Here is a 21,935-nt window from a genome sequence, read left to right as displayed (position 1 = left end):
TATCATCATGAAAATGTATAAATGAATAAAATATTTCATAAAAGGGAGGTAGTAAAATTGATAAGTCTGAAACAGTATTTGACATCTGGGTTGGACTTATTCGAAGAAAGCTATAAGAAAGTAAGATGCAGGTACAAAATTGATGGAGTATGGCATAGAGCAAGAATCAATCTGGATAAAGGTCTTATATATAGTGCAGATGGGAAGAGAGTAATTAGAAGGTGCCATATATGTATGTAGTTATTGGGATATTGGCGGCGGTTTGTGTGATTCTGTGTTTAAAATGGAGGGAAAAATAATATGTCAAAAGAAATTAAATTTCGTGCTTGGGATAAGCAAAATAAAAACATGGAAGAAGTAGATTTACTAGGCAGTAATGTATTGCACATTAAAAATTCTGAATGGGAGAATATAGAAGATTTTGAAGTGATGCAGTATACGGGATTAAAAGATAAGAATGGTGTAGAGATATATGAAGGAGATATTATAAGAGAACAAAGTAAAAGATTAGATAAATATTTTGTAGTTGAATGGCTTGATAGGATAGGAAGTTACAGTTTTCAGCCAGTAGATAAAGAAGCAAAATCTTGGCCTTGCTTTAATTTTGGGAGTGCAAAAAATCTTGAAATTGTTGGGAATATCTATAAGAATAAAGAGTTATTGGAGGGAAGTAAATGAAACATTATGACAATACGGATAACTTTAGAAAGAGAACACATACGGTAAGAGTTACATTTCAATTTGAAGATTATAAAGGACATATAGCTTATAAAATGGGTGGAAATTGTATGGGGTTAGATATTTTAAATACATTTGATCCAGAATGTACAAACCAAGATGATATAGATAGCTTTGTAGAAAATGATTGCAATTTTGCATTTAATGAAGACATGAATTTATTTAGTTTGACATTGAGTAATGATAAGGGTGAAACGGTTGAATTTGAAGAAGATGAAGATTCTGACATAAATAAAAAAGTTGTTGCTATAGAGATTATAGATTGCAAGGAGGATAAATAGATTGGATATAAAAAAGATGTTAGCAGACCAAAAAGAATTGGATGACAAGATACTAAGCAATGCAGGGATAGAGAAATATCCGCTTGAGAATATAAAATTGGCTTTGCTGGTGGAGCTTGGAGAGTTGGCGAATGAGTGGCAGGGATTTAAACATTGGAAGAAGCATAGGGAAATCAATAGAGAAAAGTTACTTGAAGAATTTGCTGACTGTCTACACTTTGCACTTAGCATAGAAAACTACTATGAAAGCAAGGATCATAAACTTAATGGTGATTTTAGTGAAGATAGTTTTAACTCAATTTCGGATTTTTTAGGGAAAGACAAAACAACATTGACAGACATAATAGAAGGATTTTTTGTTACTTATGATGTGGTCTTGAATGATACTAGAGATGTGCTTGTGTATATTGTTGGACTAGGATTAATGCTTGGCATTAGCAAAGAAGAGATGGAGCAGGCTTATTACAAGAAAAATGCAGTCAATTATAAAAGGCAGGAAGAAGGATATTAAGGAGGGGTAAATGGTTAGTATATGGTTTTTACCCTGGGTATTTAGTGCTGGATGCGTATGTGGATTTTTCTTTTACGGATGCATAGATAAGGAGGGATAAACAGTGATAGCAAGGCCTAAATATAACCGTACATCTAAGAAATGGAATATAGCTTGTATATTGGATAAAGATGAATTACCACTAGGGCATAGAGAAGGGGAATTTGTAAAATATGAAAGCTTTGATAGTAAACAACAGGCCACAGATTATATAAACAATAGAGAAGATTTGGAACTCAAGGTAAAGGAGGGATAATTTGAAACCTATATTATTTAATACTCCTATGGTACAGGCAATACTAGAAGGCAGAAAAACAAGTACCAGAAGGATTATAAAACCACAACCCAAACAACCGGTACCACTAGGATTTATTTCGGGCTCAACGGACAACAAGCGTATTGGGTATTATGGCTGGGGACAAGACGAGTATGGCGGAATAATTGATATAGCAAAGCCACCATATAAGATAGGAGATATTCTCTATGTGAGAGAAACGTGGTGTCAGTCTACAGAAATAGAACCTAATTATGGGAAACAACAATACCATTATAAAGCTTCACCAGATGATTTTATACGTCAAGCACCAGAAGGATTTATTAAATGGAAACCTAGTATTCATATGCTTAAGTCTGCAGCAAGAATATTTTTAAAGGTTACAGATATAAAAGTAGAGAGATTGCAGAATATTACAGAAAGAGAGGCATTAAAAGAAGGAATTAGAAGATATCATTTCAATTTGAATATGCCTGATGCATACGGGGATGCCCTTTACACAGACCATAAATTGGCATTTAAACAGTTATGGAATAGCACAGTAAATAAAAAGAATATTGATAAATACGGGTGGGATGCAGACCCATACATCTGGACAATAGAGTTCCAGAGAGTAGAGAAGGAGGGATAGAATGCCATTTCATAAAGTGGATGCAGAACGGAAAACGAATGAATTCATAAAGGAACACCCAGAAGAGAAATATTCTTTTATTGCTCAAGACAGATGGTATGAATTAAGGAAAGCACTAAAAGAAACTAGAGAAGCATACCATATCAATTTAGAGCATATCTCAAAAGAAACCGACATGAGCATAGAAAAGTTAAAAGATATAGAGCATGGAGAAGACACCAATATACTGGATTATTTAAAATACTCTAAAGTGTTAGGAAGTAGTTTATATCTTCAACCATGGGAGGGATAAAGTGTGAATAAACCACATTGTTACGGGAAAATGAATTGGATTTTAAAATATCCAGAAGATGATACTCCTAAAGGTTCTATATGCAGTTGCCAATATACAAATAGTTGTTTAAGACTTACTAGAAATAAAGCTGAAAGTGAAATATGCCCATGTACCTATGAACCGTGTGATAGAGAAGATAAAGACTGTAATAAATGTTTGAAGGAGGGATAAAAGTGTATAGATATTATTCTACAGAAAGACCTATAAGCTTAGGAACCTTTCCTAAGACGAAAGACAATGTGCCTGTGGATATAGAGAATTTTGAAACAAAGAAATATGTTGATGAGATAAAACGTGAAGCTTATGGATATCTGGAATATGAACACAAGCTGACTGACAAGCAGATATTTGACTATGAATTGTATCCTACAATAGTAGAGAAGGGATAAGCATTGGATATTAAGATAGGAGCTACAGTAAAATTGGAGAATGGTAATACAGGTAAGGTAATAGGTCAGCTAGATAGTGGAGAATACATGATAAAGAGTGGTAAAGAAATATTGTATTGCCAGAAGAAAGACATTGTTAGTGTAGAAAAGTAGGTAGGGAAAAATATTTATGAAGAAAAAAATTCCAATAAAAATTGTCATTGGCAAGACATATAAGAATTTTGCGGACAATTGGAGAACAGTATTGGCAGTTACAGAAAGTTCGACCGGGGTTAAGGTGACGTATGAAGATGGCACAGGACTTCCGAGGACTTGTGAAATAGACACATTTAGGCAATGGATAAAAAAGAATTATTACTAAAATTAATTTGATTTCAAAATGGAGGGTTTAAAAAATGCATGAAACAGATATGGATAATCCAAAAGTTAAATATATGATATGTGCTTTATGCCATGAAAAGTTACATCCATTAGATGCACATATGATTAGAATAAATGGTAAATTAGATGTTGCACATATAGATTGCTGTAATGAGATTATAAAGAATAAAGAATAGAAATAATTTAAGGCACTAATACACTAGATACGGAATAGTTAAAACTATAGTGTATTAGTGTAATAGAAAAGCATTAAAGGTATAAAACAATGGTTATAAAAGATGCAAAGAAAATAAAGTTTGGTAAGCAAATAAGTATATGGGATAGAAAAATACTTAAAGGGGTGCAGCTAAAAATGGATTTGGATAGCAAGAATAAAGGAGAAAAAGGATATATGGTGGGGAGAGGTATTGGGTGCTGCTGTAGGATTGCTAATGGTAATTAGATTTTTAATATAAAAATAAGAAGGGGATAAATTAAATGTATGTTTTAAAATTAAATGAAAAAGAGTGCAGAGTTATTATACAAGGGTTAACTTGTTTAACTGCGGATAGTGCAAATGCAATTAATTTTCCAATACGCAATATCAAAAAATTAATAAATAAATTTGAAGCCATGAATGAATGTAAAGTAAGAAGCTTAGGAGGTAAATATGTTTTAGAGTTTAAAGGAGATATAGTAACAGAGTTTAACAAAGAAAAGCATAAACGGATACCACGTGAATTTAATTCTATAAAAAATGCTAAAGACTATATAGCAAAGAATTTTGTATCTGTTATGTATAAATTATAGGGTGCAGCTAGAAAGGAGAAATAGAGAAGGAGATCTTAAAAGTGAAGTTATCCGAGTACTACGACAAATGGATCGTAACTTATAAAAAGAATAATGTAAGGCCTGTAACATATAGGAAATATGTAATGACAAGTAAATCATTAAAGAAACTAGAGCCTACGTGTGAAATTACGGATTTTGATAGAGGGACATACCAAAAACTTATTAATAGATATGCAGAGACACATGAGCATTTAACGGTTATGGATTTCCACAGGCAGATTAGAGCTAGTGTTTTAGATGCTTTAGATGAAGGAATTATTGGAAGGGATTTTACAAGGCGGGTACAGATTGGAGGTAAGCCCAAAGCTAAAAAGATAAAAAAGTTTTTAGAGGAAGATGAAGCTAAAAAGTTTATAGCTGATTTGAACGTTAATACAAAAGAATTAAACTGGGATCACTTTTTACTACTGCTGATCAATACTGGATTGCGTTATGCAGAGGGCTTGGCACTGACACCGAATGATTTTAATTTTGACGATAGAAAAGTTGATATAAATAAATCATATGACTATAAAACTAAAATCAAGGCTAATAGATTTCAACCTACAAAGAACCCTTCATCAAATCGGATTATATCACTAGATTTAAAGACAGCATGGATATTAAGACCAATAATAGAAAAGCTAGATCCAACAGAGCCAATTTTCCCATATTGGTATGGTGGCGGGCATGTAATAATATATAATTCGACAATCAATGACATAATAGCCCGACATTGTGCTAACGCTGGGGTTGGGAGGATAACAGTACATGGATTGAGACATACACATGCAAGCCTGCTTATAGCAAAGAAGGTTAGCATACAGGCAGTTGCCAAAAGGCTGGGGCATGCAAACACTATAACAACTCAATCGACGTATATTCATCCACTTAAAACAGCAATGAAAGAGGCGGATGAAAGGATAGAAAGTATATTAGTTAATATGTAATTGTGGTATTTTCCAAAATGGAAAATCAGATATTTAAGGGAATAAGCTGAAATCACGTAACAGATATATGCTAAGTGTATTAGTAAAATAATAATGTAGTACAGTATAAAAGCTGTACTACATACAAAGGAATGGTGAAATGAGTTATAAACATTGTGTGAATTGTGGTTCTACGAGATTGCTACAAAAGCACCACGTAATTCATAGATCTGAGTGCGGTGCATTAATACATTGTAAAAAGAATCTAGTTTATTTATGCAGAAAATGTCATACGGAAGAGACATATGCAGTACACCAAAAGAATGGGCATGAGTTAGATATAAAGTTGAAACTAGAGTTCCAGAATTGGTTAGAAAGTGTATTTACAGAGGATAGATATACCCTAGATGAAATACGGAAGAAGTTAGATATATCTAAAGATGCAGCTAGAAGCTTATCCAAGCTTATGGATATAGATAGAGGAGCTTACTGCAGAGAAGATATAATTAGAACCGCAATGGGTGGAAAAATAATTGATTTGGAGGAGATTAAATGAAAAAATATACATTACTAGAAGCTTTAAATATGCTCAAACAAGACCATGATTTAGTATTTAAAATAGTTCCAGAAAAAAATCCTTGTACCCAAACAATTTCATCAAGCGTATTTAAAAATGTGATAGTAGATTGTCAAGGGTGCCAAGGGCAGAATGGGTGTTGCTCATTACAATTTAGCGATACGTGGATTTTAGAACCACGACCAGTAAGTTTTATGGAAGCTATAAAGAGCAAAAAGAAAATTAGAGTAGAGCACCCTCTTTTAAATACAGAGTATTTTGTTTTAGATGATATGTTGGATAAGCTATGCAGAACATTTTTAAATAAAGACATAATTGATATATTAACTAATGGTAAATGGTATATAAAGGAGGATGAAGAAGAGACTACCTCTGCGGACAAAACAAAATTTATAGAAATAAATTATAAGGACTTAAGAGATAATGAGAGACATACAAAAGACTTTGCTACTAGAGAAGAATATGAAAAGTGGCACGAGGAAAATTGGAATTACGTGGTAATTAATGGGTAGGAGGATGAAGAATAGATGAAAGATGAAGTATCTGAATGTATAGATTTAATTACAAAAGAAATAGAGAATCAGCAAAATAAAAAAGACGATTTTGATGTCACAGGATTGATAAAGCAAGGTGAAATACAAGGGCTAGAGATAGCAAGAGCAATATTAACTCAATATTGGGAGGGTGAAAACTAGTGAAAATAGAAAATGTAAGAGTATATGATTTGGAAGAAAGTATAAAAGCAAGTAAATATCCTATGTCAGTAGATACTGATAAATGTAATTCTGATATTACAGATATGGTTAAAAAGTTAGCTCAATCACCTAAAGGAGAAGCACACGACCAATTTTTATCTGGAATAAGAGTAGCCTTTGATTTGACTTGTAGTAATAAAATGTGGGTAGAGTTGGAGAGATATAGATTTATTACTTTTGTCAGCAGCCAAAGTACCATGCATAGAATCTCAAAGTTTGATTTATCCAAGCAGTATAACCAATATGTAGATCCAAGAATAATTGATGTAATGGAAGAATTAAAAGACACCTATAATCAAACACATGACCCATACGATTATTTAAAACTCTTGTATTCTAATCCGGCGGGATTTGAACTTACTGCAAGACTTACTACTAATTATAGATGTCTAAAAGGCGTGTATAGTCAGAGAAGGAATCATAAATTACCAGAATGGCGTTCGCTATGTAAATGGATTGAGACTTTGCCATATGGCGAGGGGCTAATTGTGGGGAGCGAAGGATAAATGACAAATAGTAAACGTAAGGGAGCCAAAGGAGAGAGGGAACTCTCTTCTAAACTCCGAGAATATGGTTTTAATACAAGGCGTGGTCAGCAATATTGCGGGGCTAATGGTGATGCTGATGTAGTAGGGCTACCAGGCGTTCATATAGAGTGTAAAAGGGTACAAAAACTTAATCTATATGATGCTATGACACAAGCTAAATCAGATGCCAAAGAGGGTGAGATACCTACTGTATTTCATAGAAAAGATAGATGCGAATGGCTTGTTACTATGAGATTAGATGATTATATGAAGATGTACAAAACTTATTATGAAAACCTAAAAGAGGGTGATTAATATAAAGTATATATTGATACTTATAGGATTATGGATTGGGATTAGCTTGATAGTGTCGGTTATTGTGTTTGGTCTGATATATAGAAGACAGAAAAAAATAGATGAACGTATTGAAAAAATGCATAAGAATTTTGAGAAAAGATGGGATAAGTGGGGTAGGTGATCAAATGAAATGTAAGTCTTGTGGTTCTATGGAGTGGAAGAAATTAGGAAGCTTAAGGATATGTAAAAAATGTGGGCATACAGAATGTATATATTTTAAACCAATACATGAGAATGAAATAAAAGATTGTGGAAATTGCAGACATTATAAAGATTGTTTTGAATAGAGGCAGGTGATTAAATGGTTTCTAATATTCTAAATAAGCTGAATATAGCTGAGCAAATGGAGTTAAGGTCTTATATAAGTAGACAAGTAGAGAAGAAGATATTACAGGCGACAGAAGAAATGGATAAAAAGGCTGCAAATATGGAGGAAAAAATTTCTAAGATTACTGATAATACATGGCAAATGATTGATAGTTGGCTTCATATGGCTATGAGAGATTACCATATTAGCGATAAAAGAATAAAGGATATAAATGTAAGACTACAAGAATTAGCAAAAAAATATGATGGAAAATTGCTTATAGGGGAAGAACTAAAATCTGGTTATAAAGTAATGAAGGATGAAGATTTTAGAAGTATAATAGAAAATTTAATTGAAGGTAGTTGCAAGAATTGTAATAAACATAGCAAAGGCTGCGAGGTATTCGGGATACTAAAAAAGTACGGTATCCCGTACCCTACAGGGGAAAGGAAGAAATGCAAATATGGATATAGGAGGTAAAGAAATATGTCTGTAGAGCCTATAGAAGTAACAGATGCATTATATAATACATCTAAAAGATTAGATAAAGGTGCTGACATAATAACTTCTAAAGCTAAGGATTTTGCACAATCTGAGAAGATATATAGAATAGCATTGGCAAAGGAAATTACAAAGTTAAGGACAGAAGGTGTGCCTACTACACTTATAAATAATTTAGCAAGAGGTAATGAAAATGTAGCTGATTTAAAATTCAACAGAGATTTATCACAGGAAGTTTTAAAAGCAAGCCATTCAATGTTAAGAGCTTTAGAAACTGAGGTTAGTGCCTTACAAAGTATATTGAGGGTGCAAGAAAGAATTGAGAAGTAGGTGAAATATATGAATATTGGGGAAAAAATTAAAAAAATAAGAACTCAACAAAATAAATCTACTTATGAATTAGCTGATATAATAAATAAAAATGGTTTTAAAATAAGTCAATCAGCAATAAGTAAAATTGAAAACGGTAGGAAAAAAATAGATATTGAAACACTTAAAGAAATAGCCAAAGCATTAGATATTGAAGTGGATTTATTAATTACGAATCAGAAGCCTAACATCGGAGAAAAAATTAAATATTTTAGAGAAAAAGCTCATTTAACTCAAAAAGAATTAGGCAAAAAAGTATATAAATCTGAAATATCAATTAGAAAATATGAAAGTGGCAAAGTAAATATACCTTTATCTGTACAACTTGATATTTGCAGGGTACTTCAAATTGCACCATATGAATTACAAGCTGGGTTCAAAATAAAGGAAGAAACAAATGATATAGACCTATCTAAAATATCTACATTAAAACTCATAAAAGAGCTTAATAGTAGAGAAGATTTTCCTATAAAAATATTAAGGAAGGGAGCAAGCAAATGAGTAAATTTAACGTTATTTTATCTTATAAAGAATTACTAATATTAAAACATGCATTAGAAAAGAAAATAACAGATAAAGAGATGGCGGTTGTTATGGCTAATTGTTTAGAAAATAGTACAGCCGATAAAGAACAATTGCAGAAAGATCTACAGGATGAAACAAAATTGTATGAAAAGATATCTGGCATTGTGGAAACTTTAAGGGAGGAATGGAAACATAATAGAAAGACTACTTATTCATTTTAGATATATTCTTAATATTTAAAATTGAATGTGCTAAACTATATATAGAGATGAATATCGGCATAGATCTCCTAAAAGGTGGTCTACAAAGCATACCTAAAAGGGGGTGCAAATATGGATTCCATGTTGGAAGAAATGGCAACTAAATTAAAAAATTATTTCAGGCGAGATGAAAGGTTGAAATCTTTAAACGGAAAGCTCAAAAGGCTAAAAGACCAGCTGGCAGAGATAGAATATAAGCTAGAGAATACAGATATACACCTTCCGGAAGAATCGCTGTCAATAAGCTATGAAGAAAGAGTACAAGGTGGACATTCTGTGTCCGGTTTTGCAGAGAAAGCTACTATCAGGATAATTAAAAGATTGGAAGAAAGGCAAGCGTGGTACAAAAGCGAAATTGCATATTTGGAAGAAAAAATTGATGATATAAATTTAGATAATGGTTATATAGAAGATAATATAGGAATGTTAGAAAAAGGAGACTATGAGTTTTTGAAAAAGAAATATGGTGAGGATTGGACAGATGAACGATTAGGAATGAAATATGGTATTACCCACCAAGCAGCTACAGATAGAAAAAATAAATTATTGCAGAATGTAGCTAACTGGGAAATATGGCAGTCTCACGATAGATAGCATATAAGCATAGATTAATTTCTATGCTTATTTTTTAAAAAACTTTTAGAAAACCATTTACTTATATAAGTAAATAAGGTATAATTAAAATAAAGATAAGGGAAGGGGATATAAATATGGATAAAATTACAATTATAAAAGATTTTTTAAACAAGGGAATGAAAGAAATAACAAGACCTGGAGATAAAGAACTATTAGAAAAAAGATTAAACAAAGTTGAAAATGCAGAGATAACAGAGGATATGCTACATCATATAGTTTATTTACTAGATGCTTTAGAAATAATTTCAGACAAAATTCCAGAATTAGACAAAAATATAAATTGGATTATAAATACAGAAGGGCCAAAACTTACAGAGGTATTTATAGTACCGAATGAACAACTCAGTAAAATCCAAATACCTTCTTGGCTGGCTAGTAAAAACGGATTGGCAACAAGCTTTAAAGCAGTTATTACTAAAGAGACGGAAAAGGCAATTCAGATTAATTATGAAACTTGGTTGCCTAAAAGCCAAACAATTATTAAATAAAAAGTAAAATATTTTAGAAAAACTATTTACTTATATAAGTAAATATGTTATACTATATTTGTAAGATAAAGAAAGGGGATATGAAGATGAAATTTGAATGTAAATCTAAAAAAGGAAATGTGCTAAAGATAGATACAGAAATTTCAATAGATGAATATAATTACGGAAAGGAATTAAGAGTTAATAAAGCTAACTTGGACGGTAATGAGATACAAAAAGACGGTCAAGTAGTTGCTATGAAAGTAGAGAAAGTAATAGCAAATGGAAAGCCGGTTGTTGCTGTAAGAGCAGACTTCAATGCCTGCAAACAAATACTTAAAATATTAAAGAGCAGAAGGAAAATAGACCATTGTTACTTCAAAGGTTGTAAAGAGCTAGAAGATTATTATAACAATATTTTCCCAAAAGAAGCCGAAAAGATAATTGAAAAACTTAAAAGAGAGAAGGAAACGAAATTAGAAGCAGAATTTGCAAAGATACAGGATATAGACATTATAGAGATCAAGGACCATTCTTATTATGGTATAAGTGTATGCAACGAAGCATCACATTGTAAGTTCTTTACAGAGTTTGCAAAGGTGCTAAAAGCTTGTAAATATACACTGCCTCAAGAATATCAAACAGATGTGGATTGGGGAGATTACAGCGACGAAGTTACTTACAAAATCCCATTTGGAAAGCTTAAAGAAATATTTGAAGATGCAAAATCAAAGTTGGTAGAGATACAGGCAAAGAAAAAGGCTGAACAGGATACTAGAGATGCAAAAGAGAAAGCTATTTTCCAGAAAGCGAAGGAAACAGGAGAACCACAGGAACTCAGTCGAATATTGGCAGAATGCAATGACCCAGACGAAGATTGTAGCTTAGATATTGTTTACACTATGGCGATGCCAGATGGTACAACGCAGCAAAAAAGACAGCATACTTGGTAGAGGAGGAAATAGATAGATGAATAGAGAAAGTTTAAAGGGGCTTACCAAAGCCCAATTAATCAACATAATTGAAGGATTTGAAGAAACCTCAAGTGGAATGGTTGATTATGACTCAAGAGATTATGAAGATAGGAAGAATGAATTAGAGGATATATCATGCAGAGGGGATGCTTACATGGAATCTCATGGAAGAATTGATTATGGATATGGAGTAGGTGTATACGGACCGTTATAGAAAATATAGTTTGCGGTTATCATAGGCCACAGAAAGGAAGGTTGATATGCTAGATGAAAATTTGCATGTAGATGTAGAAAAGTTCACAGACTGGGCTAAACGACATTTTTACATGGAGGATATTGTAGATATAGAAGAAGATTATACAGGAGAAGAGCTAGAAAGAAAGCTTATAGAGGGGGGAGCCCGCATTGTCAAAGATGCAATTATCTACGATAAAGAAGGACATTGGTTTAAACAAGGAGAAATAACAGGGGCAGATATTTCATAGAATATATTTTGGTTGGCAGTTATCCAAAAAACTGCCAATAAGGAGGAACTAATATGAAATTAACAAAAAAATGTAGTGAGGTAGTGGGGAAAGGCAGCGTAAAGATAGTCAATCTTACGCCTCATGAAATTAACATCATTTTAGACAATAGAAACATTAAAATAGATCCTTCAGGCACAGTTGCCAGATGTACTGTAAGGATAGAAAAGGCAGGGGTAATTAAGACTATAGACGAAAAAGATCCATGCGTAAACTGTTTGCAGAGTGGTCAGGATTCCACAAGCTGTGATTTGGCTATATCTCCGGATATCTTCGGAGATAGCAATAGAGGAAGATGCCCGGATATTACAGTACAGATTCCACTTTCAAAAAGCGTATTTGGAGAAGTTGAAAATTTGCCAGACCCTCAAGAAGATACAGTATTCGTTGTTTCATCTATAGTTGCACAAGCCGTTTCAGGTAGAAAAGACATATTTATTGTCAATGATACAGTTAGAGACAAAAACGGTAGAATTATAGGGTGCAGAAGTTTGGCTCATATTTAATTTTTGGTTGGCAGTTATCCAGAAAACTGCCATAAGGAGGAATTAAAAATGGAAAAAATATATTCAGAAGAAGTAAAACCAGAATTAAGTAAAAAATTTTTGGAAGGAAAATTAATTGTCGAAACACCAACTAAAGAGGAAGCTTTAAAGTTGTTGAATTGGATAAGTAAACAACACGTTAACTGGAGCCCGAGCAATGGAAAACCAGACCTAACAGATGCTGAGGAATGGGAAGAGTATAGAGAGAAGACTCAATACAATATAGAAGAATCCAACGCAAGAGATGGAATGGAATTAGTATGGGATGATGGATTTTGCTGTGATAGAGATAAAGTCAAATTTGAAGACTTTATCTCTACGGGGAAAATAAATAAAGGTATAAAAGTAATAACAAGATTTTGGAAAGTCAACCTTGATGAAGTAAAGGCTGATGAGACATTAAAAAGGGTGCTGTATGCACCAGACTTTGATATAAAATATGATTTAAAGCATATCTACAAATACCTGGGAAAGCAATATGGATACAGGCTTAAAGAAATGGGAGACTGTATCCGAGATTGTGAAAAGTTTGGTTTTGGAAAATTAAGCGATAACTATACACCAGCATTTGGGAGCATAGCAATTACTCCAAAATGCGCAATAATAAAAGACGCTGATGTTTTTTATACCCGTGAACAGTGGGACGAACACAGCGGGACAATGTGTTATTATTGTTATAGGGTTACATTATTCCCTTTAGAAGATATAAAAATAGGGGAATATGTCGATAAGAATATAGATGGAAGTTTCGACGTAAATGAAGAAAAAAATTATGTTAGCATTTACACCAGAGACTAGAAGAAAGGGCATAGCCTAGAGGCTACACCCTTTCTAATAAATAAAAATATAAAAATTTTAATTCCTTGTAGGTATGCTAAAATGTTACCTTTATTAAAGCATATCTATAGGGAAATGTCAAGGAGGAATTAAAATGGCATGGTATTATGGGACTTATTCATGCGGTCATGAAGGTCGTGTGAACATAATAGGCCCTATGAAGTTTAGAGAGTACAAGAAAGAAAGGGCATTTGAAGGCATGTGCCCTGACTGCTGGGAGAAATATAAACAGGGAGAGCATGAGAAAGCAAACAAAGAGGCTGCGGAAAAAGCAAAAGAGATGGAGTTGCCGAAACTAGAGGGGACGGAAAAGCAAGTTCCATGGGCGAATACTATTAGGCAAAAATTTATAGATAGTTTTATAGAGAATGAAATCACAAAACGAGAATTCTCTATTTTGGAATTTGAATGTAGTGGTTTCCGTAAGGTTGTAAAAGATATAAGCGATATTAAAAACATTGCTTATTGGTGTATAGAAAATGTCACCAAGGCTCACGAGTGGATTGAAAATCAGGGGTCTGTTATGATAGCAGCGTACTTTAGAGAAGCACTGAAATCTCCAGAGGAAAGAGCAAAAGAAGAAGCAGAGAGGGAAGAAAAAAGGCAACTAGAATTGGAAGCTACTGTTTTCCCAGAGAAAAAAGTTACAGAAGCAGTAGTAAAAATAAAGTATACCAAAAAGAAAATATGGGCATGCTTTGAGAAAAATGAAGATTTTAGGCTACTTGTAAAATCTTTGGGCTATAGCTGGGAAGATGGAGTATGGGAAAGAAGCATTGGAGAAACTACAGGTTATGCAGAAGATAGAGCTGCAGAGTTGGGAAATAAATTACTTAATGCCGGTTTCCCTATAAGAATAATGGATGAAAAAGTTCGTAATAATGCTATAAATGGCATATATGAACAGGAATGTAAAAGATGGATAAAATATAAGCCTAAAGAAGATAGGCTTGTTATTAAGTGGAAAGGATACAATGACAATTTATATAGCGTGTCTAAATCTATTCCAGGAGCATATTGGGATAGTGGCATGTGCCTAAAAGTTAATCACTATAAGGAAGTAGAAGATTTTGCCAAATTATATGAATTTAAATTTACAACAGCTGCACGAAAAGCTATTGAAGATCATAAGGAGAAAATGAAGGAAATTGAAACTATAAATCCCAAAGAAGTTAAAGAAGAAGAACCTAAAAACGGACTAGAAGAAATACTAAATTCTAGTTCAGATATAATAGAGGATTTAAAAGATGATTAGAGGGTGATAATATAGAGCTTAAAACTAAACCTTTAATACAGCAAAAAAAAGCAGTAGAGAAACTTAGGCATATAAAAGTTGGCGCTTTATATATGGAAATGGGCACGGGCAAGACCCGAACAGCTTTAGAATTAATAAATTTAAGATTAACTAAAGGTAAGGTAAATAAAATATTATGGCTATGTCCTTGCTCTGTAAAAAGGAATCTAAGGGAGGATATAATAAAACATACAGGAGAAGGACAAGAGGATTTAATTACTATTTGTGGTATAGAAACACTTTCAAGCAGTATAAGAACCAATATAAGACTACTTAAAATGGTAAAGAAATACAAGGCCTATTTAATAGTAGATGAAAGCAATCTTGTTAAAAATTTTTTTGCACAACGTACAAAAAATATAGTACGTATTGCCCAATATTGTAAGTATAAATTAATCTTAAACGGTACTCCGATTAGTAAATCAGAAAAAGATTTATTTGCACAATGGTATATATTGGATTGGCGAATTTTAGGATATCAATCTTTCTGGAGCTTTGCAGCTAATCATCTTGAATATGATGATAGAATTCCAGGAAAAATAAATAGATGCCTTAATACAGATTACCTCGTTAGGAAAATAGCTCCATATACTTACCAAGTTAAAAAAGACGAATGTTTGGATTTACCTGATAAGACATATGAAACTATTTACTATGAGCTTGATTATGAGCAGAATATTGAATATGAAAGAGTGAAAGATTTATTTCTATCCGATGTAGATGAATTTGAACCAGACACAATATATAGGCTGTTATCTGCTATGCAGCTTGTTATAAGCGGAAGATATATAACTAGCTGTTTACAGGAATCTATAAATAGTATTCCTATGTTCGAAAAGCCAGAGGATAATCCACGCGTACAGATTTTATTGGATACAATAAGTAAATTATCCGGGAAAGTTATCATATTTTGTAAGTATTCCAGAGAGATACTTGATTTATTAGGTATTTTAAATAACATTTACGGGGAAGATTCCGCAGTACCTATTTATGGGAAATTAAGTAATAAAGCAAGACAAAATAATATAGAAAAATTTAAAAATACCGCAAAGTTTTTAATTGCAAATAAACAATGCGCAGGATATGGACTGAATTTGCAATTCTGCCACTATATAATTTATTATTCTAATGACTGGGATTATGCTACAAGATCTCAATCTGAAGATAGAGTGCACCGCATAGGCCAAGATCATAAAGTACATATAATGGACATATGTGCTTATAACAAACTAGATGAAAGGATTTTAAGTTGCTTGTGGAGAAAAGAAGATTTAGTGGAAGAATTTAAGAAGGAAATTAGCAAGAAAAACAATGTCTCGGTTTGGATGGATGGAGGTGTTAAAAATTATAAGAATAGGGTTATCAAAAATACAAAAAAGAAAGTTAGTAGTTGATTATGTAAAAGAGAACAATATAAAAAAGGTATTTTGCTTTTACTTTAAGTCATTTAAGCCATCATATAATGTATCTTGCGAAATAGAATATATAGAATATGCAGATATAGAGATGTATAAATATTTCTATAGGTTGTTGGAAGAAATAGACGATACAAGTTTAATAGTTATGGATGGATGCTTGAGGACCCAAAACAGAAGTGAACTAATCTATAACTGTGCTCATCATTATTTAAATCAGACTGAGCATCACATTATATTTGAACTATTTCCTATAATTGATACTAAAGAGGATTTTATGATTCTCCTGGATTTTGATCATCCAAATAAATACAAGGGAAGGTCATTTGACTACATCTATTTACAGCAAGAAGATGTAAAAATCAGGCCATATAAAGTCAAAATGAATGTTATAAATGTTCCAATAACAGATAAAGAAAAACAGAAATATGAAAAGAAAAAGGAATATTTATTTGATAATTTAGGAAACAAAGAACCAGATACAATACCTAGAAACTTGCAGTTGCTAGTTGGAAACTTTAAGAAAAAAGCTATTGAGCAAGACAAAGCATATGTTGCTAGGAATAAAAGGTTTAAATTAAACAATGTTCTATCTTATAAAGATATTAATTCAAAGAGCAATTATATTGTTATAGACACACACTATAGGCGTCTTAATATGAATGACTTTATAAAAGTAAGCGGGATGCATACAATTAAGTATTTGGCAACATTATTGCCAATAGATGATTACATAATTACAGAGTTTAGTAAATGGAAAGCGAGGTTAGAGTCTATTTATGCTCAAGCAAGTTTATATAAATAAAAGTGTATTACAGGCTGCAAAAGAAAGAATATCATACGTTTTCGATGAATTTCCAAACGTCTGTGTATCCATAAGCGGAGGCAAAGACAGTACAACATTAGCCCATTTAACACTTATGGAAGCACATAAAAGAGATAGAAAAGTCGGGATATTTTTTTTAGATGAAGAGGTTGTATATGATAGTACAATTAAGCAAGTGAAATACATAATGAACTTGTTTCCTGAAAATACGATTAAGCTATGGTATCAAATACCATTTCATCTTACAAATGCAACAAGCTTAAAGGAAACACAATTTATACCTTGGGAACCCGGGAAAGCTAAATTATGGATGCGACACAAGGAACCGGATAGTATACAGCATAAGCCATGGCCGAAAGAAAAAGAAACTGTGAGAGATAAAAATAAAGGTTTTGGGTTTTATGATGTTATAGAAAATTTTGAGAATTCCAGAGAAAACACTGCTTTTCTCGTAGGATTAAGAGCAACAGAAAGCCCAAATAGATGGAGAGCTGTATCAAAAAACCCGGGACATAAGAATATGTACTATGCTACAAAATTGAAACATGGCAATGTAAGTGCATATCCTCTCTATGATTGGAACTTTCAAGACATATGGAAATATATCTATGATAATAAATTGAAATATTCTAGGATATATGACTATATGTATAAGAAAGGCATGGGTTTACAAGAAATAAGGGTATCAAGCCTTATACATGAAAAGAGCTTTAAATCCCTTGTTGAATTGCCAGAATTTGAGCCAAAGACTTACAATAGGCTTTTAAAAAGAGCTAAAGGGATTCAAATAGGACACTTGTATGGCAAAAATAAAGAAATACTAAGAACTCGTAAACTACCTAAAAATTTTAAGTGTTGGAAGGATTATAGAGATTTCTTATTAAAAACCTATCCAGATAAGGATAAAAAATGGATATTTGAAAAAAGATTTAAGAAACATCTTAACAATAACTATGTTGCAAGGCAAGAATGCAGACAACTTATATTAAATGATTATGAAAACAACTTGCCTGTTGACAATAAACCGGACCCAAGGGAAGAAACAATAAAGAAATGGAGGGCAATATTATAAATGAGAGAAATAAAAACGTCTTTAGGTATATTTAAAATACCAGATACACCAACCATAAAAACAAAAAAAGGAGTTTTGAAACTGCCTGTTATGGCTCCTATATTGGTTCCTACTGAGCTAGTACAGGCGAATAATTATAACCCTAATCATGTAGATGACAATAATATGAGATTACTTGAAACTTCAATTTTAGAGAATGGATTCACATTTGCAATTGTTACTGTATGGGACCCCGATATTGAAAAATTTGTTATAGTAGACGGCTTTCATAGAGAAGAAATATTAAAATTTTGGCTTGAATGTGAAGAGATACCTATTGTAGTATTAGAACAGGACATAGCTCAAAGATTAGCGGCAACAGTACAATTCAATAGGGCGAGAGGGGTACATCAAGTTGATCTTATGGGCGATTTGGTTAAATCTCTTTTTGAGCAGGGTCAGGATGACCAAGAAATTGCAAAACAGTTAGGCATGGAACCCGAAGAGGTGTTTAGATTAAAACAGATTACAGGTATTGCAGAGCTTTTTAAAAATCAAAAATATTCTAAGGCATGGGAGATGCATGAGGTGAATGAAAATGTCTAAATGGAATTATGGAGATGCTTATTTAAAGTATCCCCTTTCTCAAGCTCCATATATATTTAATAATGGCAGTATTGTTCAAGTACATGACATATTCAACCCTCTTCCTGAATTTATGAAAAAAGCTGATTTGATTTTTGTAGATCCTCCTTGGAACCGAGGTAATATAAATACTTTTTATATGAAAGCAGAAAAAGAAGAAAGAATAGATAATTTTTCTGATTTTTACATAAGGCTATTTAAATGCATTAGAAAAATAAAAGCTAAAACTTGTTATATAGAAATTGGAAAAGAGTTTTTAGCTGATTTTATAATTGAGGCCAAAAAAATTTATAAATATGTGACTTTCTATAATAGCTCATATTACCATTCTAAAGATAAAATATGTTATGTAATTCGTGGCAGTAGAAAATTTAAGAAACCCAAGTTGGATTATATGGATGAAGAAGATATAATTGAATGGGTTTGCACTAATGAGGATTATGATATTATTGGAGATTTGTGCATGGGTAGAGGATTAGTCGGATTAAATGCATATAAAAATGGTAAGAAATTTGTGGGGACAGAATTAAACCATAAAAGATTATCTGTTTTAATTGAAAGGATAGAAAAATATAAGGAGGGGCAAGGAAATGTTAAATAAAATAGAAGTTGGAAAGAAATATCCCGGGAATTATAATTTTGAAGGAATAAAATTAGATTATAACCATGGATTTACGTTGTATGCATTTCTATCTAATTTATCTAAGGAGGAAGTGCAAGGGTTTAAAAAAGGGAAATATAAATTTGCACTCACGGAGGAACAGGGAATTTTGTTTTTCTTGTCTGAATTTAAAGGTGCAATAGATATGTCAGATGCTCCATTTCATTTTGGATTATACAGAGATGGAAGAATAAAAGATTTGCCTAAAAGTTTAGGGCCTCAAGATGGTTTAAGCTTAACAGTTATAGTAGTAGATTCTGCTACTGGAATAGTAAAGGCCATTAGATATATAGGGTTGTCACATGTTTTTTCTAACAAGCTCATAGAAATATGTATAGAGCAAAGTAAAGGCATTATAGATGTAGAGAAGTACAATAAAAGGCTTAGACTTGTACAAATGCGGTATACGTCGCAGGAATTATACAAAAAATCAATCGTAGAATGTGAGGGAAAATAGATGGCAAAAGGAGATGCAAAACTAATTTTTTTTAAGACAAATTCCGGGGAAGGGGCTAAAGTTACGATACCAAGAGATATCGTAAAAGAATTAAAAATAAAAGGTCAGGAGATATTTTCACAAAAAATTATAGGTAGACATATAGAAATGGAAAGAGTTTCTTCTACTTATAAAGATAACAAAGTATCTGTAAACCAATTCGAGACTTCTACAAGTATACAAACAACAGTGTATATATTACCAGAAATAATAGGCAGGTTGAAACTAAAAAGTGGTGATATGATGCTGTTTGAAAATAAAGGGAATAAAATATTAATAAAAAAATTTTAAGGGAGGATAAAATGAGTTATATTGATGAATTTGAAGAAGTTATGCAAAGCATCTGGAGAAACTTCATTGAAAAGGACGGTATAATAAGCAAATTTAATAAAAGCAATATTTTAGACGAAATAGAAAAAGAAATGGATAGAATAGATACAATTAAAAAATCCAATGTTCCTGCTGTAGCAACTGCTATCATAGACAATGGTAAGTCGGGAGCCGCTAATTATTTTATTATAAATGATCTGGGATATGGTGATGTATGCGAGGAATGTGGCAGTAGCCTTTATATTTTATTGCTGCAGAGCCAAAACTATCTTGAAGATTTAGATAATAGAATATGGGTTCCATCTGCAGAAACTTATCTTGCACTGCATATACCTATCGGAAATATGGCTAGATATTTTCCAGTTCCCATAAATACAGAAAAAGACCTATGGGTATGCCCTTATTGCAAGGAAATTCATAATTTTAAATATGATAGAGATGTAGGATTATTATACAATCAAGACGAATCACAAGATTTTTTATAGAGTGTGAAAGCACTCTTTTTATATACTTAATTATAAAAACGCTTGAAATTCGTGACGAATTATTATATATTAGAAGTATAAAAGGAAAAAGGAGCTTAAAATATGGAAACTAAAGATTTAAATGTGAGTTTTAATAAATCCGGCGGAACAGCAGGTAGTGGAGGAATGACTGCAAGGGTTATATTCCCTATTAAATGGATTAGAGAAATGGATATAACACCAGATGATAGGAAATTAAAAGTTACTTTTGATGGAAAAAGAATAATATTGGAGAAGAAAAATAAGGGATAAAAATATCTCTTATTTTTTATAAAAAAAAGCAAAAATCCCTTGACTATTCGTGACGAATGAATTATAATGTATACATAAGATAAAGGGAAGGGAATAAAAGAAATGTATGGTTGCCTTTGCAACTAGAGATACATATGAAATGCAATAGAAAAAACATGGTTTACGGTTATCCCCAAACCGTTGCAAGGAGGAGAATGTAAAATGAAAGAAATTATGAAAAGATTAGGTGTTGATTGTGCTGAGGTAGATTTTAATTTGAATAGTGTTTGTTATTACTTTATGAAGGTTAACCATAAAGTAATTGAAAACAACGTTAACAAATTATTGGAAGTTAAAATGAAGGATGATAACACTACTTTTTATGCAATTTGTTTAAAATATTTTGAAGGCTCAGCATTTGTTACCCTTGCAGTACCCGATAGCGCAGGGGAAGGTATACACACTGACGATATATGGTTAGATTCAAAATATATTGAAATGACTGACATGAGTGATCTTATTACAGAAAAATCCATTGATGCTGATGCACTTGCAAAAGAAGTTATAGAGAAATCAAATGAGATATTGAAATAGAATTATTTTGGTTGGCAGTTATCCAGAAAACTGCCATGAGGAGGAATAAAAATGTTTTAATTCCTTAAAAAAGGAGCGCATAAATATGAATATTGAAAAATGTATATTAGATTATACGAAAGAAATTAAGAACAAATTTATAGAGGGGTTAGAATCGGTCAAAGAAGATGTAATAATAAAATATAATTGCTCATTTGATGGAGAATTTAAGGACACCATAATTCTACATCAATATTACAACAGCAGTGAAAGCATTATAAGTATTGAGTTTAACACTTATACTTATGACGTGTTTTTCAAAGAAATAATAAGCTTAATAAAAGATATATGTAAACAATCATATAAAAATATAGAAGAAGCAAAAAAAACTTTTTATAAACTTATAGATAC

44 protein-coding genes and 1 pseudogene are annotated in these 21,935 nt (G+C 32.1%); all 45 read left to right on the top strand.

Annotated features, from left to right (window positions below; all coding sequences use genetic code 11):
* The first annotated feature begins 57 nt into the window (after window positions 1-57).
* Entirely contained in the window at window positions 58-240 is a 183-nt protein-coding gene (locus CLLU_RS07310) for a hypothetical protein (protein WP_106009068.1), read from the top strand.
* Between the two features lie 60 nt (window positions 241-300).
* Window positions 301-678, top strand: coding sequence for a YopX family protein (locus CLLU_RS07305; RefSeq protein WP_106009066.1), 378 nt, complete (start codon window positions 301-303; stop codon window positions 676-678).
* Window positions 675-1,019 (top strand): DUF5406 family protein, encoded by a 345-nt coding sequence (locus CLLU_RS07300; RefSeq protein ID WP_106009064.1) that lies wholly within the window; start codon window positions 675-677, stop codon window positions 1,017-1,019. Before CLLU_RS07305 ends, CLLU_RS07300 begins: the two co-directional genes overlap by 4 nt.
* Window position 1,020: 1 nt before the next feature.
* Window positions 1,021-1,530, top strand: coding sequence for a dUTP diphosphatase (locus CLLU_RS07295; protein WP_106009062.1), 510 nt, complete (start codon window positions 1,021-1,023; stop codon window positions 1,528-1,530).
* A gap of 103 nt (window positions 1,531-1,633) precedes the next feature.
* Window positions 1,634-1,825 (top strand): hypothetical protein, encoded by a 192-nt coding sequence (locus CLLU_RS07290; protein WP_106009060.1) that lies wholly within the window; start codon window positions 1,634-1,636, stop codon window positions 1,823-1,825.
* A gap of 1 nt (window position 1,826) precedes the next feature.
* On the top strand, window positions 1,827-2,474 hold the full coding sequence (locus tag CLLU_RS07285) for a hypothetical protein (protein WP_106009057.1): 648 nt from the start codon (window positions 1,827-1,829) through the stop codon (window positions 2,472-2,474).
* A gap of 1 nt (window position 2,475) precedes the next feature.
* Entirely contained in the window at window positions 2,476-2,766 is a 291-nt protein-coding gene (locus CLLU_RS07280; RefSeq protein WP_106009055.1) for a hypothetical protein, read from the top strand.
* Window positions 2,767-2,769: 3 nt separating this feature from the next.
* The gene (locus CLLU_RS07275) at window positions 2,770-2,979 is read left to right on the top strand and encodes a hypothetical protein (protein ID WP_106009053.1); all 210 of its coding nucleotides are present in this window, start codon (window positions 2,770-2,772) and stop codon (window positions 2,977-2,979) included.
* A gap of 2 nt (window positions 2,980-2,981) precedes the next feature.
* Window positions 2,982-3,197, top strand: coding sequence for a defense against restriction DarA-related protein (locus tag CLLU_RS07270; RefSeq protein ID WP_242977511.1), 216 nt, complete (start codon window positions 2,982-2,984; stop codon window positions 3,195-3,197).
* A gap of 3 nt (window positions 3,198-3,200) precedes the next feature.
* Window positions 3,201-3,350, top strand: coding sequence for a hypothetical protein (locus CLLU_RS18705; protein WP_158255897.1), 150 nt, complete (start codon window positions 3,201-3,203; stop codon window positions 3,348-3,350).
* Between the two features lie 16 nt (window positions 3,351-3,366).
* Window positions 3,367-3,558, top strand: a complete 192-nt coding sequence (locus tag CLLU_RS07265; RefSeq protein WP_106009049.1) for a hypothetical protein — start codon at window positions 3,367-3,369, stop codon at window positions 3,556-3,558.
* Window positions 3,559-3,592: 34 nt separating this feature from the next.
* Complete coding sequence (locus CLLU_RS18700) at window positions 3,593-3,754, top strand: hypothetical protein (RefSeq protein WP_158255896.1); 162 nt, start codon at window positions 3,593-3,595, stop codon at window positions 3,752-3,754.
* A gap of 89 nt (window positions 3,755-3,843) precedes the next feature.
* The gene (locus CLLU_RS18695; RefSeq protein WP_158255895.1) at window positions 3,844-4,020 is read left to right on the top strand and encodes a hypothetical protein; all 177 of its coding nucleotides are present in this window, start codon (window positions 3,844-3,846) and stop codon (window positions 4,018-4,020) included.
* Between the two features lie 35 nt (window positions 4,021-4,055).
* Entirely contained in the window at window positions 4,056-4,367 is a 312-nt protein-coding gene (locus CLLU_RS07260) for a hypothetical protein (protein WP_106009047.1), read from the top strand.
* A gap of 41 nt (window positions 4,368-4,408) precedes the next feature.
* Entirely contained in the window at window positions 4,409-5,338 is a 930-nt protein-coding gene (locus CLLU_RS07255) for a site-specific integrase (protein WP_207655956.1), read from the top strand.
* Between the two features lie 139 nt (window positions 5,339-5,477).
* A pseudogene (locus CLLU_RS19315) lies at window positions 5,478-5,609 on the top strand (HNH endonuclease); the annotation flags it as partial.
* Window positions 5,610-5,663: 54 nt separating this feature from the next.
* Window positions 5,664-5,873: a hypothetical protein gene (locus CLLU_RS19105; protein WP_242977513.1), complete on the top strand. Its 210-nt coding sequence runs from the start codon at window positions 5,664-5,666 to the stop codon at window positions 5,871-5,873.
* Window positions 5,870-6,406 carry a hypothetical protein gene (locus tag CLLU_RS07245; RefSeq protein WP_106009044.1) on the top strand — a complete coding sequence of 179 codons (537 nt, stop codon included), beginning with the start codon at window positions 5,870-5,872 and terminating at the stop codon, window positions 6,404-6,406. Before CLLU_RS19105 ends, CLLU_RS07245 begins: the two co-directional genes overlap by 4 nt.
* Window positions 6,407-6,421: 15 nt before the next feature.
* Window positions 6,422-6,589 (top strand): hypothetical protein, encoded by a 168-nt coding sequence (locus CLLU_RS18690; protein ID WP_158255894.1) that lies wholly within the window; start codon window positions 6,422-6,424, stop codon window positions 6,587-6,589.
* A complete protein-coding gene (locus tag CLLU_RS07240; protein WP_106009042.1) occupies window positions 6,589-7,155 on the top strand; it encodes a hypothetical protein in 567 nt (188 codons plus the stop codon). The genes CLLU_RS18690 and CLLU_RS07240 overlap by 1 nt, the downstream gene beginning before the upstream one ends.
* The gene (locus CLLU_RS07235; protein ID WP_106009040.1) at window positions 7,156-7,491 is read left to right on the top strand and encodes a PDDEXK family nuclease; all 336 of its coding nucleotides are present in this window, start codon (window positions 7,156-7,158) and stop codon (window positions 7,489-7,491) included. It begins immediately after the preceding gene.
* The gene (locus CLLU_RS18685; protein WP_158255893.1) at window positions 7,484-7,654 is read left to right on the top strand and encodes a hypothetical protein; all 171 of its coding nucleotides are present in this window, start codon (window positions 7,484-7,486) and stop codon (window positions 7,652-7,654) included. The genes CLLU_RS07235 and CLLU_RS18685 overlap by 8 nt, the downstream gene beginning before the upstream one ends.
* A gap of 180 nt (window positions 7,655-7,834) precedes the next feature.
* Complete coding sequence (locus CLLU_RS07225) at window positions 7,835-8,320, top strand: DUF5651 domain-containing protein (RefSeq protein WP_106009037.1); 486 nt, start codon at window positions 7,835-7,837, stop codon at window positions 8,318-8,320.
* A 6-nt stretch (window positions 8,321-8,326) separates the two neighbouring features.
* A complete protein-coding gene (locus CLLU_RS07220; RefSeq protein WP_106009035.1) occupies window positions 8,327-8,671 on the top strand; it encodes a hypothetical protein in 345 nt (114 codons plus the stop codon).
* 9 nt (window positions 8,672-8,680) lie between these two features.
* Window positions 8,681-9,211: a helix-turn-helix domain-containing protein gene (locus CLLU_RS07215; RefSeq protein ID WP_106009034.1), complete on the top strand. Its 531-nt coding sequence runs from the start codon at window positions 8,681-8,683 to the stop codon at window positions 9,209-9,211.
* Window positions 9,208-9,456 (top strand): hypothetical protein, encoded by a 249-nt coding sequence (locus CLLU_RS07210; RefSeq protein ID WP_106009032.1) that lies wholly within the window; start codon window positions 9,208-9,210, stop codon window positions 9,454-9,456. The genes CLLU_RS07215 and CLLU_RS07210 overlap by 4 nt, the downstream gene beginning before the upstream one ends.
* Before the next feature lie 111 nt (window positions 9,457-9,567).
* Entirely contained in the window at window positions 9,568-10,089 is a 522-nt protein-coding gene (locus CLLU_RS07205) for a hypothetical protein (RefSeq protein WP_106009030.1), read from the top strand.
* A 116-nt stretch (window positions 10,090-10,205) separates the two neighbouring features.
* The gene (locus CLLU_RS07200; protein WP_106009029.1) at window positions 10,206-10,619 is read left to right on the top strand and encodes a hypothetical protein; all 414 of its coding nucleotides are present in this window, start codon (window positions 10,206-10,208) and stop codon (window positions 10,617-10,619) included.
* 86 nt (window positions 10,620-10,705) lie between these two features.
* Entirely contained in the window at window positions 10,706-11,551 is an 846-nt protein-coding gene (locus CLLU_RS07195) for a hypothetical protein (protein WP_106009027.1), read from the top strand.
* A gap of 16 nt (window positions 11,552-11,567) precedes the next feature.
* Window positions 11,568-11,786 (top strand): hypothetical protein, encoded by a 219-nt coding sequence (locus CLLU_RS07190; RefSeq protein WP_106009026.1) that lies wholly within the window; start codon window positions 11,568-11,570, stop codon window positions 11,784-11,786.
* A 46-nt stretch (window positions 11,787-11,832) separates the two neighbouring features.
* Window positions 11,833-12,057: a hypothetical protein gene (locus tag CLLU_RS07185; RefSeq protein WP_106009024.1), complete on the top strand. Its 225-nt coding sequence runs from the start codon at window positions 11,833-11,835 to the stop codon at window positions 12,055-12,057.
* Window positions 12,058-12,110: 53 nt separating this feature from the next.
* Entirely contained in the window at window positions 12,111-12,602 is a 492-nt protein-coding gene (locus tag CLLU_RS07180) for a hypothetical protein (RefSeq protein ID WP_106009022.1), read from the top strand.
* 48 nt (window positions 12,603-12,650) lie between these two features.
* The gene (locus CLLU_RS07175; RefSeq protein WP_106009020.1) at window positions 12,651-13,439 is read left to right on the top strand and encodes a hypothetical protein; all 789 of its coding nucleotides are present in this window, start codon (window positions 12,651-12,653) and stop codon (window positions 13,437-13,439) included.
* Window positions 13,440-13,572: 133 nt separating this feature from the next.
* Window positions 13,573-14,733: a hypothetical protein gene (locus CLLU_RS07170; protein WP_106009018.1), complete on the top strand. Its 1,161-nt coding sequence runs from the start codon at window positions 13,573-13,575 to the stop codon at window positions 14,731-14,733.
* Between the two features lie 92 nt (window positions 14,734-14,825).
* Window positions 14,826-16,166: a helicase-related protein gene (locus CLLU_RS07165; protein WP_106009016.1), complete on the top strand. Its 1,341-nt coding sequence runs from the start codon at window positions 14,826-14,828 to the stop codon at window positions 16,164-16,166.
* Window positions 16,108-16,992, top strand: a complete 885-nt coding sequence (locus CLLU_RS07160; RefSeq protein ID WP_207655955.1) for a hypothetical protein — start codon at window positions 16,108-16,110, stop codon at window positions 16,990-16,992. The genes CLLU_RS07165 and CLLU_RS07160 overlap by 59 nt, the downstream gene beginning before the upstream one ends.
* Window positions 16,967-18,085 carry a phosphoadenosine phosphosulfate reductase domain-containing protein gene (locus CLLU_RS07155; protein ID WP_106009014.1) on the top strand — a complete coding sequence of 373 codons (1,119 nt, stop codon included), beginning with the start codon at window positions 16,967-16,969 and terminating at the stop codon, window positions 18,083-18,085. The genes CLLU_RS07160 and CLLU_RS07155 overlap by 26 nt, the downstream gene beginning before the upstream one ends.
* The gene (locus tag CLLU_RS07150; protein WP_106009012.1) at window positions 18,086-18,670 is read left to right on the top strand and encodes a ParB N-terminal domain-containing protein; all 585 of its coding nucleotides are present in this window, start codon (window positions 18,086-18,088) and stop codon (window positions 18,668-18,670) included.
* A complete protein-coding gene (locus CLLU_RS07145; RefSeq protein ID WP_106009120.1) occupies window positions 18,663-19,310 on the top strand; it encodes a class I SAM-dependent methyltransferase in 648 nt (215 codons plus the stop codon). Before CLLU_RS07150 ends, CLLU_RS07145 begins: the two co-directional genes overlap by 8 nt.
* Window positions 19,300-19,827, top strand: coding sequence for a hypothetical protein (locus tag CLLU_RS07140; protein ID WP_106009010.1), 528 nt, complete (start codon window positions 19,300-19,302; stop codon window positions 19,825-19,827). Before CLLU_RS07145 ends, CLLU_RS07140 begins: the two co-directional genes overlap by 11 nt.
* Window positions 19,828-20,157 carry a hypothetical protein gene (locus CLLU_RS07135; RefSeq protein WP_106009008.1) on the top strand — a complete coding sequence of 110 codons (330 nt, stop codon included), beginning with the start codon at window positions 19,828-19,830 and terminating at the stop codon, window positions 20,155-20,157.
* Window positions 20,158-20,168: 11 nt separating this feature from the next.
* A complete protein-coding gene (locus CLLU_RS07130; RefSeq protein ID WP_106009006.1) occupies window positions 20,169-20,681 on the top strand; it encodes a hypothetical protein in 513 nt (170 codons plus the stop codon).
* A gap of 102 nt (window positions 20,682-20,783) precedes the next feature.
* Window positions 20,784-20,972 (top strand): hypothetical protein, encoded by a 189-nt coding sequence (locus CLLU_RS07125; RefSeq protein ID WP_106009004.1) that lies wholly within the window; start codon window positions 20,784-20,786, stop codon window positions 20,970-20,972.
* A gap of 201 nt (window positions 20,973-21,173) precedes the next feature.
* Window positions 21,174-21,545, top strand: a complete 372-nt coding sequence (locus tag CLLU_RS07120; RefSeq protein WP_106009002.1) for a hypothetical protein — start codon at window positions 21,174-21,176, stop codon at window positions 21,543-21,545.
* An 85-nt stretch (window positions 21,546-21,630) separates the two neighbouring features.
* Window positions 21,631-21,935: hypothetical protein (locus CLLU_RS07115; protein ID WP_146127596.1), on the top strand; the 305-nt coding region annotated here is incomplete at its 3' end.

The organism is Clostridium luticellarii (genome assembly GCF_002995845.1).
Taxonomy (GTDB): domain Bacteria; phylum Bacillota; class Clostridia; order Clostridiales; family Clostridiaceae; genus Clostridium_B; species Clostridium_B luticellarii.
This window is presented reverse-complemented; position numbering and strand designations above follow the sequence as displayed.

Coding starts and splice junctions, on each gene's coding strand:
- CLLU_RS07195 (WP_106009027.1), top strand. CDS start 10,706: ATGAAATTTGAATGTAAATCTAAAAAAGGAAATGTGCTAAAGATAGAT.
- CLLU_RS07145 (WP_106009120.1), top strand. CDS start 18,663: ATGTCTAAATGGAATTATGGAGATGCTTATTTAAAGTATCCCCTTTCT.
- CLLU_RS18690 (WP_158255894.1), top strand. CDS start 6,422: ATGAAAGATGAAGTATCTGAATGTATAGATTTAATTACAAAAGAAATA.
- CLLU_RS07175 (WP_106009020.1), top strand. CDS start 12,651: ATGGAAAAAATATATTCAGAAGAAGTAAAACCAGAATTAAGTAAAAAA.
- CLLU_RS07205 (WP_106009030.1), top strand. CDS start 9,568: ATGGATTCCATGTTGGAAGAAATGGCAACTAAATTAAAAAATTATTTC.
- CLLU_RS07150 (WP_106009012.1), top strand. CDS start 18,086: ATGAGAGAAATAAAAACGTCTTTAGGTATATTTAAAATACCAGATACA.
- CLLU_RS07130 (WP_106009006.1), top strand. CDS start 20,169: ATGAGTTATATTGATGAATTTGAAGAAGTTATGCAAAGCATCTGGAGA.
- CLLU_RS07300 (WP_106009064.1), top strand. CDS start 675: ATGAAACATTATGACAATACGGATAACTTTAGAAAGAGAACACATACG.
- CLLU_RS07225 (WP_106009037.1), top strand. CDS start 7,835: ATGGTTTCTAATATTCTAAATAAGCTGAATATAGCTGAGCAAATGGAG.
- CLLU_RS07140 (WP_106009010.1), top strand. CDS start 19,300: ATGTTAAATAAAATAGAAGTTGGAAAGAAATATCCCGGGAATTATAAT.
- CLLU_RS07265 (WP_106009049.1), top strand. CDS start 3,367: ATGAAGAAAAAAATTCCAATAAAAATTGTCATTGGCAAGACATATAAG.
- CLLU_RS07135 (WP_106009008.1), top strand. CDS start 19,828: ATGGCAAAAGGAGATGCAAAACTAATTTTTTTTAAGACAAATTCCGGG.
- CLLU_RS07120 (WP_106009002.1), top strand. CDS start 21,174: ATGAAAGAAATTATGAAAAGATTAGGTGTTGATTGTGCTGAGGTAGAT.
- CLLU_RS18695 (WP_158255895.1), top strand. CDS start 3,844: ATGGTTATAAAAGATGCAAAGAAAATAAAGTTTGGTAAGCAAATAAGT.
- CLLU_RS07305 (WP_106009066.1), top strand. CDS start 301: ATGTCAAAAGAAATTAAATTTCGTGCTTGGGATAAGCAAAATAAAAAC.
- CLLU_RS07155 (WP_106009014.1), top strand. CDS start 16,967: ATGCTCAAGCAAGTTTATATAAATAAAAGTGTATTACAGGCTGCAAAA.
- CLLU_RS07260 (WP_106009047.1), top strand. CDS start 4,056: ATGTATGTTTTAAAATTAAATGAAAAAGAGTGCAGAGTTATTATACAA.
- CLLU_RS07180 (WP_106009022.1), top strand. CDS start 12,111: ATGAAATTAACAAAAAAATGTAGTGAGGTAGTGGGGAAAGGCAGCGTA.
- CLLU_RS07190 (WP_106009026.1), top strand. CDS start 11,568: ATGAATAGAGAAAGTTTAAAGGGGCTTACCAAAGCCCAATTAATCAAC.
- CLLU_RS07210 (WP_106009032.1), top strand. CDS start 9,208: ATGAGTAAATTTAACGTTATTTTATCTTATAAAGAATTACTAATATTA.
- CLLU_RS07170 (WP_106009018.1), top strand. CDS start 13,573: ATGGCATGGTATTATGGGACTTATTCATGCGGTCATGAAGGTCGTGTG.
- CLLU_RS18700 (WP_158255896.1), top strand. CDS start 3,593: ATGCATGAAACAGATATGGATAATCCAAAAGTTAAATATATGATATGT.
- CLLU_RS07235 (WP_106009040.1), top strand. CDS start 7,156: ATGACAAATAGTAAACGTAAGGGAGCCAAAGGAGAGAGGGAACTCTCT.
- CLLU_RS07245 (WP_106009044.1), top strand. CDS start 5,870: ATGAAAAAATATACATTACTAGAAGCTTTAAATATGCTCAAACAAGAC.
- CLLU_RS07220 (WP_106009035.1), top strand. CDS start 8,327: ATGTCTGTAGAGCCTATAGAAGTAACAGATGCATTATATAATACATCT.
- CLLU_RS07215 (WP_106009034.1), top strand. CDS start 8,681: ATGAATATTGGGGAAAAAATTAAAAAAATAAGAACTCAACAAAATAAA.
- CLLU_RS07280 (WP_106009055.1), top strand. CDS start 2,476: ATGCCATTTCATAAAGTGGATGCAGAACGGAAAACGAATGAATTCATA.
- CLLU_RS07185 (WP_106009024.1), top strand. CDS start 11,833: ATGCTAGATGAAAATTTGCATGTAGATGTAGAAAAGTTCACAGACTGG.
- CLLU_RS07200 (WP_106009029.1), top strand. CDS start 10,206: ATGGATAAAATTACAATTATAAAAGATTTTTTAAACAAGGGAATGAAA.
- CLLU_RS07125 (WP_106009004.1), top strand. CDS start 20,784: ATGGAAACTAAAGATTTAAATGTGAGTTTTAATAAATCCGGCGGAACA.
- CLLU_RS07165 (WP_106009016.1), top strand. CDS start 14,826: ATGGAAATGGGCACGGGCAAGACCCGAACAGCTTTAGAATTAATAAAT.